Origin of the sequence: Candidimonas sp. SYP-B2681 (assembly GCF_003971065.1) — a bacterium.
GTDB lineage: Bacteria > Pseudomonadota > Gammaproteobacteria > Burkholderiales > Burkholderiaceae_B > Pollutimonas.
In genome coordinates, this window is sequence record NZ_RYDV01000001.1 from 560,923 (window position 1) to 574,002 (window position 13,080).

At 54.4% G+C, this 13,080-nt stretch carries 11 protein-coding genes; 10 read left to right on the plus strand and 1 reads right to left on the minus strand.

All coding sequences use genetic code 11. From position 1 onward, the window contains the following. Nucleotides 1–78: 78 nt before the first annotated feature. The 7 genes from EKL30_RS02710 to EKL30_RS02740 all read left to right on the plus strand — a co-directional run bounded on the left by EKL30_RS02710 (nucleotide 79) and on the right by EKL30_RS02740 (nucleotide 6,480). Entirely contained in the window at nucleotides 79–1,047 is a 969-nt protein-coding gene (locus tag EKL30_RS02710) for an ABC transporter substrate-binding protein (protein ID WP_126705632.1), read from the plus strand. A gap of 73 nt (nucleotides 1,048–1,120) precedes the next feature. Then, nucleotides 1,121–2,014 (plus strand): ABC transporter permease, encoded by an 894-nt coding sequence (locus EKL30_RS02715; protein ID WP_126705633.1) that lies wholly within the window; start codon nucleotides 1,121–1,123, stop codon nucleotides 2,012–2,014. A gap of 1 nt (nucleotide 2,015) precedes the next feature. Beyond that, a complete protein-coding gene (locus EKL30_RS02720; RefSeq protein ID WP_126705634.1) occupies nucleotides 2,016–2,810 on the plus strand; it encodes an ABC transporter ATP-binding protein in 795 nt (264 codons plus the stop codon). A 53-nt stretch (nucleotides 2,811–2,863) separates the two neighbouring features. Beyond that, complete coding sequence (locus EKL30_RS02725; RefSeq protein WP_126706004.1) at nucleotides 2,864–3,628, plus strand: endonuclease/exonuclease/phosphatase family protein; 765 nt, start codon at nucleotides 2,864–2,866, stop codon at nucleotides 3,626–3,628. Beyond that, complete coding sequence (gene clsB / locus EKL30_RS02730; RefSeq protein WP_126705635.1) at nucleotides 3,625–4,836, plus strand: cardiolipin synthase ClsB; 1,212 nt, start codon at nucleotides 3,625–3,627, stop codon at nucleotides 4,834–4,836. The genes EKL30_RS02725 and clsB overlap by 4 nt, the downstream gene beginning before the upstream one ends. After that, on the plus strand, nucleotides 4,833–5,825 hold the full coding sequence (locus EKL30_RS02735) for a lysylphosphatidylglycerol synthase domain-containing protein (RefSeq protein WP_126705636.1): 993 nt from the start codon (nucleotides 4,833–4,835) through the stop codon (nucleotides 5,823–5,825). The genes clsB and EKL30_RS02735 overlap by 4 nt, the downstream gene beginning before the upstream one ends. A gap of 76 nt (nucleotides 5,826–5,901) precedes the next feature. Then, complete coding sequence (locus EKL30_RS02740) at nucleotides 5,902–6,480, plus strand: hypothetical protein (RefSeq protein WP_126705637.1); 579 nt, start codon at nucleotides 5,902–5,904, stop codon at nucleotides 6,478–6,480. Here the strand turns inward: EKL30_RS02740 and EKL30_RS02745 are convergent, their stop codons facing one another. Next, nucleotides 6,481–6,804, minus strand: coding sequence for a BON domain-containing protein (locus EKL30_RS02745; RefSeq protein WP_158618377.1), 324 nt, complete (start codon nucleotides 6,802–6,804; stop codon nucleotides 6,481–6,483). Nucleotides 6,805–6,991: 187 nt separating this feature from the next. On the opposite strand from EKL30_RS02745, the gene EKL30_RS02750 reads away from it, so the two are divergent. From EKL30_RS02750 to EKL30_RS02760, 3 genes are all read left to right on the plus strand, one after another. Beyond that, a complete protein-coding gene (locus tag EKL30_RS02750) occupies nucleotides 6,992–8,242 on the plus strand; it encodes an efflux RND transporter periplasmic adaptor subunit (protein WP_126705639.1) in 1,251 nt (416 codons plus the stop codon). 65 nt (nucleotides 8,243–8,307) lie between these two features. Further along, complete coding sequence (locus EKL30_RS02755; protein ID WP_126705640.1) at nucleotides 8,308–11,511, plus strand: efflux RND transporter permease subunit; 3,204 nt, start codon at nucleotides 8,308–8,310, stop codon at nucleotides 11,509–11,511. Then, complete coding sequence (locus tag EKL30_RS02760) at nucleotides 11,508–13,037, plus strand: efflux transporter outer membrane subunit (RefSeq protein ID WP_126705641.1); 1,530 nt, start codon at nucleotides 11,508–11,510, stop codon at nucleotides 13,035–13,037. Before EKL30_RS02755 ends, EKL30_RS02760 begins: the two co-directional genes overlap by 4 nt. The last annotated feature ends 43 nt before the right edge of the window (nucleotides 13,038–13,080 follow it).

A 13,080-nucleotide genomic window follows, 5' to 3' on the forward strand; every position in this document is an offset into this window, starting at 1 on the left:
ATTCTGTAACGCGTTAGACTTACGTCCATCCGCGACACAAGACCATGTCGTCGCTACCAACCTCGTGAGGGAGTCTCCATGAAATTCAGCAAGTCTGCCAGGCTCGCGTTTGGTGCAATTGCGGCAGCCGGCTTAGTCGCGAACGCTGCAGTCTATGCGCAATCGGTTTCAGTAACGTCCATCGTGGAACACCCCGCCCTTGATGCCATCAAAGATGGCGTTCAGGAAGAGCTTAAACGCGCTGGCTACACTCAGGCTAAGGGTCTTAAATGGCAATTTCAGACAGCGCAGGGCAATACCGCCATCGCTTCACAGATCGCCCGCAAGTATGTAGGCGATAAGCCCGACGTAATCGTCGCCATCGCAACGCCTTCGGCCCAAGCCGTTGTGGCAGCGACCAAAACGATTCCCGTTGTGTTTTCGGCGGTGACGGATCCTGTTGCAGCGCAGTTGGTGAAAACATGGGATCCCTCAGGCACCAACGTAACGGGTGTCTCAGATAGCCTTGCACTGGAAAAACAGGTGCAGCTTATCAGAAAGGTTGTGCCCGAAGCCAAGCGGGTTGGAATCGTCTATAACCCGGGCGAGGCAAATTCGGTCGTGGTGGTCAAGCAACTGCGCGAATTGTTGCCGAAGTCGGGAATGTCACTGGTCGAAGCCACTGCCGCGCGTACCGTTGATGTCGGTGCGGCAGCGCGTAGCATGGTCGGAAAAGTCGATGTCATCTACACAAACACCGACAATAACGTCGTCTCGGCTTACGAGGCTCTCGTCAAAGTTGGCAACGATGCAAAAATCCCCCTGATCGCTTCCGACACTGACAGCGTCAAACGAGGTGCCATTGCCGCACTGGGGGTGAACTATCACGATCTGGGAAGGCAAACGGGAAAAATGGTCGTTAAAATCCTGAAAGGTCAACAGCCGGGTACGATTGCGCCCGAAACCAGCGACAAACTGGAACTCTACGTGAACCCTGCGGCCGCCAAAAAACAGGGGGTATCGCTAAGCGACGCCTTGCTTAAGTCAGCATCTAAAGTTATTAATTGATATACCGATGACGACAAAACAGGTGGGTTGGCGCAAGCAACCCGCCTGTTTTTTTTCCTACTTTGGTTGAAACATGTCTTTATATTCTTTATGGGGCGCGCTCGAGATAGGGCTGATCTTTGGCCTGGTCGCGTTGGGGGTGCTGATCTCCTTTCGAATGTTGCGGTTTCCCGACCTGACGGTTGATGGCAGTTTTCCTTTGGGCGCAGCCGTTGCGGCCACATTGATCAGCGCAGGAATGGATCCGTTCAGTGCTACCCTGATCGCCACCTTTGCGGGAGCCCTAGCCGGAATGATTACTGGCTGGCTGAATGTAAAGCTCAAGATTATGGATCTGCTGGCCAGCATTTTGGTGATGATAGCCTTGTATTCCATCAACTTACGCGTCATGGGTCGACCCAATGTGCCCCTGATTTCCGACCCCACAGTATTTACCATCCTCCAGCCCGAGCACATCAGCGATTACATTGCTCGTCCCCTGATGTTGTTAGTCCTGCTGGTTGTCATCAAACTTGCGCTCGATTGGTTTTTTTCAACGAAAACCGGCCTTGCCATGAGAGCGACGGGATCCAATCCTCGAATGGCTCGCTCGCAAGGAGTCGCCACGGGCAGTATGTTATTGGCGGGCATGGCAATTTCCAACGCCCTGTGCGCTCTGGCCGGCGCTCTGTTTGCACAATCGCAAGGCGGGGCAGATATCTCGATGGGCATCGGAACTATCGTGATCGGGCTGGCTGCAGTTATTGTCGGCGAAAGCATCATGCCGTCGCGCAAGCTGTACATCGTCACGCTGGCGGTCATTGTCGGAGCGGTCCTGTATCGATTCTTTATTGCACTGGCGTTGAATGCGGATTTCATCGGATTGCAAGCACAAGATCTTAATCTTGTCACGGCCTTGCTAGTCACTTTCGCATTAATCATTCCGCTTATTAAAAAGCGCCTGCGTGGCAAAAACGGGGGGCATTAAGATGCTGAATGCGAAGAACCTCAATATTACTTTCAACCCAGGGACGGCGATCGAAACCAAGGCCCTGCGCGGCCTGTCGCTTAATATACCGGCCGGGCAATTCGTGACCGTGATCGGCTCAAATGGGGCCGGCAAGTCAACGCTTCTCAATGCCGTATCGGGCGACTTGTCCGTTGATAGCGGGTCCATCCTTATCGATGATCAAGATGTCACCAATCAACCTGTCTGGGTGCGGGCAAAGCAGGTGGCCCGGGTATTCCAGGACCCGATGGCGGGTACGTGCGAAGATCTGACCATCGAAGAAAACCTTGCCTTGGCTCAGAGTCGAGGTCAGCGCCGCGATCTCTCCATTGCCGTGAAGCGCGGAATGCGAAGCGAGTTTCGTGACAGATTGGCAACCTTGGGGCTCGGCCTTGAAAGTCGCCTTGGTGACCGTATCGGGTTGCTCTCTGGCGGGCAGCGTCAAGCAGTAAGCTTATTGATGGCGGCCTTGCAGCCGTCGCGTATTTTATTGCTGGATGAACACACGGCGGCACTGGATCCTCGTACGGCGCAGTTCGTGCTGGGGCTTACAGCCCGTATCGTGGCAGAGAACAAGCTCACCACGATGATGGTCACACACAGTATGCGTCAGGCGTTAGATGTCGGTGAGCGCACCGTCATGTTGCACCAGGGCAATGTGGTGCTGGATGTATCGGGATCTGAACGCCAGGGTCTGGATGTGCCGGACTTGCTGCGAATGTTTGAGCGCGTACGTGGTGAAACCATTTCAGACGACGGACTGCTTCTAGGGTAGGGATTGCGGCACGATAATTGCTGATTATTGTCATTCTGACTCCATTGGCAACAATGACTATTGATGATCCTCGTAAAACGTTAAAAATCCTAACCGTGAATACCCACAAAGGGTTTACTTTTTTCAATCGGCGCTTCATTCTCCACGAATTGCGTGACGCCATTCGGGCCACCCACGCTGATATCGTATTCCTGCAAGAGGTATTGGGCGCCCACGAGGCACATGCTTTACGTCTGGCCCGCTGGCCGGCGGTCAGTCAGTATGAATTCCTGGCCGACTCAATCTGGCAAGACTTCGCCTACGGTCGCAATGCCGTTTATCCTCACGGACATCACGGCAACGCTCTATTGTCAAAGTTTCCGATAACGAAGTACGGCAATACTGATATATCGGTGGGAACCCATGAAAAACGAGGGCTGCTCCATTGTGTCCTCAGGCCGCCTCATCTGGGTATATTGATACACGTCGTTTGCGTTCATCTGGGTTTGCATGAAAGACATCGCAGCGCTCAGCTCGATAGCCTGCGTCGTTTAATGGAGGATGAAGTTCCGCCTGGGGCGCCATTGGTGGTGGCGGGCGATTTCAACGACTGGCGTTTGCAGGGTCAGAAGGCTCTGATGCGTATCAATGGGCTCAAAGAGGTATTTGCCGAGGCGCATGGACAAGTGTCGCGTACCTTTCCCGCCCGCTTTCCCTTATTCCGCCTTGATCGAATCTACGTACGTAACTTCGCCCATTTCAAACCCGTGGCATTGGCCTCACGGCCGTGGATGCATTTATCTGACCATGCGCCTCTTGCCGCTGAGGTGAGGCTATGACGGTTACCTGGACAGCGGACAATTCCTTAACACTGCTCGAAAATGGCGAGGAGTTTTTTCCTGCTGTGTTCGAAGCTATTCGAAATGCCGAGCGAAGCATAATACTGGAAACGTTCATACTCTTCGCAGACAAGGTGGGCAGCGAGCTGCGGCAGGTGATAATTGACGCGGCCACGCGCGGTGTGAGCGTTGAAATCACCGTTGACGGATACGGCTCTGCTGACCTTAGCGATGAGTTTATCAGGGGCATGACTCGGGCAGGAGTCGGATTTCATATATTTGACCCTCGACCGCGCCGTTTTGGTATGCGTACGAATTTATTTCGGCGCCTGCATCGCAAGATCGTGGTGGTAGACGGGTTGGTCGCTTTTGTTGGCGGGATCAATTTCAGTTCAGACCATCTGGCCGATTTCGGACCGACAGCAAAACAAGACTACGCCGTTATGGTCCGGGGGCCGCTGGTTAATGAGATCGGTCGCTTCGTCGTTGAGGCATTATCGCCTGTGCGACCCTCTTTTTCGTGGCGTAATTTGCGTCGCCAGCCGGTCAATCGTGCAGTACGCTTCGGCCCAAGCGTGGCCGCCTTGGTGCTGCGCGATAACGAGCATCACAAGAACGATATTGAGCAGCACTATCGAATTGGGATACGGGCGGCTCAACACGATATAACGATTGCAAATGCCTATTTTTTCCCTGGGTATCGGTTCTTGCGGGATTTGCGCACGGCTGCTAAGCGCGGCGTACGAGTTCGGCTGATATTGCAAGGCGAGCCTGACATGGCGATCGCTCGTTTCGTAGCCACCATGCTCTACGATTACCTGCTATCGGCCGGCGTGCAAATTTTTGAGTATTGCGAGCGGCCGTTCCATGGCAAAGTGGCTACCGTTGATGGGATGTGGTCGACCGTCGGGTCCAGTAATCTGGATCCGCTGAGCCTGGCGTTGAATCTTGAAGCAAATGTCGTTGTTCATGACAGCGCCTTCACCGCCCATCTCCAACACAGGCTCGATGCCTTGATCCAGGACCATTGCCAGCTAATGAAACGCCTTACGCCGCCACGACGCAAAATCCAACGGGTTTTTGTTGGGGTTTTTGTATTTCATTTTTTGCGACGTTTCCCGGCATGGGCCGGATGGTTTCCTGCCAGAAAGGCGCCCCTTATGTCGATTCAGCCGCCAACGCATCCGGCCAGTGAGGGGGAATCATGAGTACCTCAGGGGCTCATGGCTTGAAGAACTGGATCAAAGCCCACTGGGCCACGCTGCGTAAGATTCTCATCGCCTGCTTTTTGATTGTTGTGGTGGGGCTTCTAAGCTTCGCAATCATTAAGGTCGACTGGAATGAAGTGCTAGATGCTATCTATAACTTACCCAGCCGAGCTTTGTGGACTGCGGGGTTTATTACAGCAATCAGCTACATTGTTTACAGCAGTTTCGACGTACTGGGCAAATGGTACACAGAACATGCCCTTGCTTGGTGGCGATCAATGATGGTGGGTTTCATCAGCTATGCATTCGCCCTTAGTCTAGGCGCGCCGGTTGGAGGGGTAGGTCTGCGGGTAAGATTGTATTCGAAGCAGGGGCTACCTCAAGGGGTCATCATGAGGATTTTGGGCCTCAGCCTGACGACAAACTGGATCGGCTATTCCTTGCTTGCAGGGTTCTTATTCGCCTCGGGCATCGTTGCGCTTCCCGAGAGCTGGAAGCTCAACGATGGGCCCCTACGCATAATGGGAGCCATCATGGTGCTGGCGGGCATCTTTTATCTGGGGCTATGTGCCTTCTCGCGTACCCGCTCCTGGCTTATCTTCGGGCATACGATAGAACTGCCTTCCTTTTCCCTCGCCATCATACAAGTGCCATTGGCTATCTTAAATTGGGCGCTGATGGGCGCCGTCATTTATGTGCTTTTTCAACAAAAAATTCCTTATCAGATGGTGCTGGCTACCCTGTTAATCAGTGCTATTGCTGGGGCGCTGGCCCACATTCCAGGAGGTCTGGGCGTCACTGAGTCGGTATTTATCGCGCTATTGGCCGGTGACTCTATGGGCCAGGGCGAAATGCTTGCCGCCTTGCTGGCTTATCGAGCAATATATTTTTTGGGGCCGCTGCTTCTTGCCGCCGCATGGTACTTAGGGGCTGAAGCGAAGATGGATCATCCAGCGAAGAAGGCCAGCCGCCGACAGGCAGAGCATTAAAACGGCATAGTTATTGCTGCCTACACATTGCAGCGCTTAGTTTTTTGCGCCGCTCATACCTGAAAGGGGGAAAGCCATGTCTTTGATCGTCGCCGCTCGTTTTCAAACGTTCGACGCTGCTGAAAACGCGGCAATGGCACTGATGAAGTTCGGCGTTACACAGGATGCTTTGCATACGTTTTTCGTCAATCCCGCAGGGGCGCACGACCGCTACCACTTAGGCGGCGATATGGCGTCCGATCCCGACGCAAAAGGTGCGCCTTACAGCGCCGTGGCTGGTGCCGCGGCGGTAGGGTTAGTGGGGGCGATTATCGGCGCCGTCATCACTTTTACGTTTACCGACTCCATATTGCCCGTTATTGGCGGAGCGGGGGTCGGAGCCTATATTGGTTCACTGGCAGGGGCAATGTATTCGCTGGGCCGCGCTCGCCCGCGGCAAACACAGCAGGACGCAGAGGACGCCCGGACTCACGGGGGGCGACAGTCGGGTGTGATGCTGGCAGTTCATACTTCGCCCGAACACGAAAAGCATATTGCATCCATCTTGCGCGACGCCGGCGGGGTCGAAGTGGAGCGCGCCCAAGGCCGATGGAACCAAGGCAAATGGGAGGATTTTGACCCACTCGTAAGCCCCGAGCTTGAAAAAAACTTTTAATTACTCAGGGGTCACTTTAATGTCGTAATCGACAGTCTTGACACCGTCGACTTGACGGGCGGCCTGTACGGCGTTGCGCGCGGCAAGTGTATTCGCGGCTGTACCGCGCAGAGTTACCACGGCGTCCTGCGTCGTGAGCTGAATAGTGTCGGCGTGTATACCGGGAACTCCGAGAACAGCAGCCTGCACTTTTGCGTTAATTGAAGTGTCGTCGGAGTATTCGGCGTTGGCCCGCTGCGTGGGGTTACCTGCGCAGGCGCTTACGGCAAGGGCCGCGGCGGTCACGATAAGGGTCCGATAAGTGCGCAAGTTGGCTATTTTCACGAGCTTCCCACGTTTCAATGCACTGAATTTCAGTCCTTAGAGGTAGCAAGTAATGTGCCAATCTAGCTTAGTAAAAAACCGGTCTTGACAGCTTTCCGTCATCTTTTTCGCTTTATACTCAGCCTTTACTAAAAACAGATGGCTACAGTCGTGATTGCAGTGTAATCCGCTGTACAGGAGTCCTCGAATGTTGTTTACCAGCCTGCCTTACGGGCAGCAAGTCCGGGTTGTCGCCCTGTCTTCGCTTCTTTTTCTTGCCGCATGCGGCGAAAAACCACAACAGGCTGCAATGGGTGACATGAAAGTGCCAGTCAGCGTCGTAACCATTCAAGCGACCCCTGCCGAAGTAACTGTCGAACTACCCGGGCGGGTCGAGGCGATTAAAGACGCGCAAATACGGGCTCGCGTGACGGGTATCGTTACTGAAATCAACTTCAAGCAAGGCAGCGACGTAAAAGCGGGCCAGCTATTGTTCACGATAGATCCAGCACCTTATCGGGCGGTACGAGCACAGGCTGCAGCGCAATTGCAACGCGCCGAGGCCGATGCCAAAAGCGCACGATTACTGGCACAGCGTTACGCCAAACTCATCAAGGCGAACGCAGTAAGCCGTCAAGAATATGACAACGCCATGGCAGCAGCTGGTCAAGCCGATGCTGCGATTGCCGCGGCCAAGGCAGCATTACAGACTGCTGACATTGATCTGGGCTATACCAGGGTCGTGTCGCCTATTAACGGACGTATTGGAAAGTCCCTGGTAACCGAGGGCGCGCTGGTCAGCGCCAGTGCTGCCACGCAAATGGCAACCGTCCAGCAGCTTGACAAGGTTTATGTCGACCTGACGCGGTCTACGACCGAATTGGCTCAGCTTCGGCGTGCCCTCGCAAGTGGCGAACTTGAACCATCTAGTGAGGGGGCGGCGAAAGCGCAAGCGATTCTCGAGGACGGCTCAATCTACGATAGACCCGGGGAATTGTTGTTTTCCGGGGTAACGGTCGATCCGACAACAGGCCAGGTTACCTTGCGAGCCGAGTTTCCTAATCCCGATCAAATTTTGTTACCAGGTATGTACATTCGTGTACAGCTACAGCAAGGCGTTGATGAAAAAGCCTTGCTGGTTCCGCAACAGGCATTGCAGCGTACGGCCGACGGGCGTAGCAGTCTGATGTTGGTCAAAGAAGGCAAAGTGCAGGTCGTTCCAGTGTCAGTTGGGCCGCGTATTAACGGAAACTGGATGATAATGCGAGGTCTTAACAGTGGTGACGTGGTCGTAGTCGAAGGCTTCCAGAAGATCCGGCCTGGGGCCTCCGTGCAGGGCATCCCCTGGAAGCCGGCCGCAACGGCGCAAGGACAGCCGCCATCTCCGAGCCCTGCTGCTGAAGCCGCCAGCAAGCCGGCCGAAGACGCCCCTACCACTGACCCGGCGCCCAAGGGTTAAAACAAATTGCTTATCCAGGCTGTGTTAATGGCCTGCAAAGTTAAATGCTTTTAGAGTGAGCACGCATGGCGCAGTTTTTTATTGAAAGGCCGATTTTTGCCTGGGTCATTGCCCTGGCCATTACATTGGCAGGTTTGTTGTCGATTGCGAATATGCCGGTTTCGCAGTATCCAGAAGTGGCTCCCCCGGCAATCTCCATTCAGGCCACGTACCCCGGGGCATCGGCAGAAGACGTAGCGGACTCGGTGTCCAGCGTGATCGAAAATGAACTGAACGGGGCCACGGGCTTGCTGTACTACGAATCGGTCAGCGATTCGTATGGCAGTTCACAGATTACTGCTACCTTCGCGCCCGGCACAGACCCAGAGTTGGCACAAGTAGACGTGCAGAATCGGATTGCGAACGTCACAGCAAAGCTGCCGAGCGCTGTAACACAACAAGGGCTAAGAATTAGTAAAAACAGTGCCAGCTTCTTGATGGTGGTAGCGCTTTCGTCAACAGATGGCACGTTAGGTCAGGTTGCACTAGCCGATTACATTACTCGCAACGTCCAGAACCCTATTTCCCGAGTCCCTGGCGTAGGGAAATTCCAGTTGTTTGCGGCGCCACGCGCCATGCGCGTCTGGGTCGATCCCGATAAATTGACGGGCTTTAAACTCAGCATGGCGGAAGTGAACGCGGCGGTCGCTGCGCAGAACGTCCTGATTTCCGCTGGTATTATCGGCTCACCACCGAATCCCGGCGGGCAAAGGGTGACCGCGCCTATCGTTGTCAACGGCGAGCTGACCACTGTCAAAGATTTCGAAAATATCGTTCTCCGATCCAACGTCGATGGCTCCAGTGTTCGAGTGCGCGACGTTGCCCGCGTTGAAATCGGTGCAGACAATTACCAATTTGGTGCCCGACTGAACGGCAAGCCGACCGCTGCGTTTGCTATTTCGCTGGCCACCAATGCTAACGCCTTGTCAACCGCAGAAGGCGTTAAATCCCGTATGGCAGAACTGGAGAAGTTCTTTCCGGGTAACGTGACGTATTCAATTCCGTACGATACGACGCCCTATGTCGAAATCTCGATTGAACAAGTGGTTCATACACTTCTTGAAGCCATGGTGCTTGTGTTCATCGTGATGTTCATATTTTTGCAGAATGTCCGCTACACGCTGATCCCCGCGCTGGCTGTTCCGATCGCGATTTTTGGGGCCTTCGCCGTAATGCTTGCACTGGGATTTTCCATCAATGTGCTGACGATGTTTGCCATGGTGCTGGCTATCGGTATTCTGGTGGACGACGCCATTGTCGTGGTCGAAAACGTTGAACGGATAATGGTGGAAGAAGGGCTATCGCCCAAAGAGGCCACTAAGAAAGCTATGCCGCAAATCAGCGGCGCCGTGGTGGGCATGACGCTGGTGCTGGCCACCGTGTTTCTTCCGCTGGCATTCATGAGCGGCTCGGTTGGCGTTATTTACCGCCAATTTTCCATTGCAATGGCCGTATCGATTCTATTCTCCGGCTTCTTGGCTCTGACCTTTACGCCGGCTCTATGTGCCACGATACTCAAGCCCATACCCAAAGGGCATCATGAACAAAAGAGGGGCTTCTTTGGCTGGTTCAACCGGTCATTTGACCGGGTTACGAGCCGTTATGAGGGATGGGTCGAGCGCAGTTTAAGGCGGGGTGGTCGTTTGATGATCGTTTACCTGATATTGGTCCTGGTACTCGGCTGGATGTATATGCGCCTGCCTACGGCGTTCCTACCCGAGGAAGATCAGGGCTACATCATCGTTAACATGGAGTTGCCATCGGGTTCGACGAGTAGCCGTACGATGGATGTGATCCATAAAGTCGAAGACTATTTCAGTAAGCAGCCGGAAACCAAAAACATTGTTACTGTGCAGGGCTTTAGCTTTAACGGTAATGGCCTGAATGCGGCCTTGGCATTCGTTCCTCTCAATGACTTCGCGGAACGTAAAGCCAAGGAAAATTCGGCTCAGGCCGTAGCGGCCAGGGCAACACAGAATCTGCTTTTTGGTCTGCCTGATTCCATGGTTTTTGCGATCGTACCTCCGGCGATTTCTTCCTTGGGAAACGCTTCTGGTTTTGATATGCGCCTGCAGGATCGAGGTGGTCAGGGTCACGAAAGCTTGTATGCCGCCACGCAACAATTGCTGCAGCTCGCGATGAAAAGCCCGGTGCTAGCTAACACCCGCATCACTGGCCTGGGGCCTGGCGCACAACTGAGCCTTACCATTGATCGCCAGAAGGCGGCTGCCCTGGGGGTCGACTTCAGGGAAGTGGCTACGCTTCTTTCGACATCGCTGGGCTCTGCCTTCGTTGCCAAGTTCCCCAACATGGGCTGGATACAGAACGTCTGGGTGCAGGCCGAACAGGCCCACCGCATGAACGCCGACGACATCATGAAACTTAACGCACGTAACAGGCAGGGCGAGATGGTGCCACTGTCATCGTTCGTAAAGGTAGACTGGCAGCAAGGCCCGGTTCAAGTCGTTCGCTATAACAGTTATGAATCCATCCGGCTGGGGGGGTCTGCAGCGCCTGGGTATTCTACTGGCGAGGCCATGGCCGAGATGGAAAGATTGGTTGCGGAATTGCCTGCGGGTTATGGCTACGAATGGACTGGCTTGTCATATCAGGAAAAACAGGCGGGCGCGCAGTCCATTATTCTTATGGGCCTGGCGATGTTAGTAATATTCATGCTGCTCGCTGCCTTGTACGAAAGCTGGGCTATCCCGCTTTCAGTCATGCTGATGGTTCCGCTTGGAATGTTAGGCGCGGTGGGGCTTGTAACCGCCCTTGGCATGTCGAACGATGTTTACTTCCAGGTCGGCATGATCACGGTGATAGGGCTGGCGGCCAAGAATGCAATTCTTATTGTGGAGTTCGCCAAAGATACCTATGCCCAGGGGGGCAGTATCATCGACGCCACAGTCGAAGCCGCCCGCCTGCGTTTTCGACCGATTCTCATGACTTCATTTGCCTTTATCCTGGGCGTTGTGCCGCTGGCATTGGCCACTGGCGCAAGCTCTGCGAGCCAAAATGCGGTGGGGCTTGGGGTATTGGGCGGTATGCTGGCCGCTACACCGCTGGCCATGATCTTCGTTCCTACCTTTTTTGTTGTGGTATTAACATTGTTCAAAACCAAGCCTAAGCTATTGGGCAGTCACGCAAAAATGGCGCCTCTGACTTCCGTGCATCACGGGTCTACCGTCCATCCGCCTGCCCAACCTTCCAAAGATGGGGGTCAGCCATGAAGCAGGTTGTTTGCCGAAGAACGGTTCTATCAATGTTGATCGCCGTCGCGCTTGCGGGATGTTCATTAGCCCCGAAATATGAACGTCCGATAGCACCCGTGCCAGGTCAGTATCCGGATCAGGATGCCGTCAGTAACAGCGGCCCTGGCAGCGCACGGGCCATAGCACCAAACGCAGGGTTTAGCGCAGACTTGGGCTGGAGCGAATTCTTCCGCGATCCGCGGCTGAGAAAGCTTATTAGTCTATCGCTGGCTAACAATCGCGATATCCGCATTGCCGTGCAGCGTGTCCAAGAGGCAAGGGCGCTGTATGGAATCGTCGATAGCGATCGCTTGCCAGCCATAGGCGTCGGCGTTACCGGGCAACTCATACGTAGTCCGGAGGACGTTCGCATCCCTGGGACGCAATCCGTTAGCCGCCTTTACCAAGCGGGCGTTGGCATGACCTCGTTCGAACTTGACTTTTTTGGACGCGTGAAAAACCTTTCGGAAGCCGCGTTCCAGCAATATCTTTCCACGGCGCAGGCTTCCCGCACCGTTCATATTAATTTGGTGGCACTGGTTGCCGAGGCATATTTCCGCTTGCGTACCTCGCAACAACTCGAAGGCTTGATGCAGAAAACTTTCGAATCGCGCCAGAATACCTACGCACTGGTTAAAGCTCGTTACGATGCAGGGGTAGCATCCGCATTAGATCTGAGCCAGGCCAAAACCCAGCTAGACACGGTGCGTGTTGATATGGCCACTATCCGGCGCACCGAAAGTCAAGCGCTAAATGCCTTGCAGTTACTCCTAGGCGCGCCCCTTCCAGCCGATTTGCCTGCTCCCGCCGTGTTCGGCCGCGATCAGTTATTGGCTGCGATCCCCGTAGGGTTACCCTCCGATCTTTTGGAACGTCGTCCCGACATCATGGGTGCCGAAAACGCCTTGCTTGCCGCGAATGCCAATATCGGCGCGGCGCGCGCTGCGTTCTTTCCCAATATATCGATCACTGGCTTGCTGGGTTTTGCCAGTCCGCAGCTAAGTGGCTTATTTGGCTCGAGCCACGGCTTTTGGCAGTTCGCGCCGCAACTGCAAATGCCCCTCTTTTCGGGCAGTGTAAGCAAAAATCTGGATTTGGCCGAAGCGCGTAACAACATTGCCGTAGCTCAGTACGAAAAAACGATCCAGACAGCATTCCGGGAAATCGCCGACGCGCTCGCGGGCGAGGCTACCTATTCGAACCAGTTGGACGCTTTGCGTGCGCTGGAAGCATCAGCGTCCGAAACGTTGCAACTTGCCACACTGCGCTATGAAACTGGGATCGACAGTTTTTTGCAGGTACAAAATGCCGAAGTCGCTTTGTACACTACGCAGCAGGCATTTTTTCAGACTGGCCTGGAATCCTTGTCGAATCGGGTAGAACTATACAAGGCGCTGGGTGGTGGGTGGCTTGAGAGTTCGGTAGTTGCCAATGCGCCATCCGTATCGGGACGGGAAACGGGCGTTACGACGGGCAAGGCAAGCGCCAAGACATTGTCTAGGTAAAAGGCGATAATGCGGCGTTAAGGTGAGTGACCAACCATAGGCG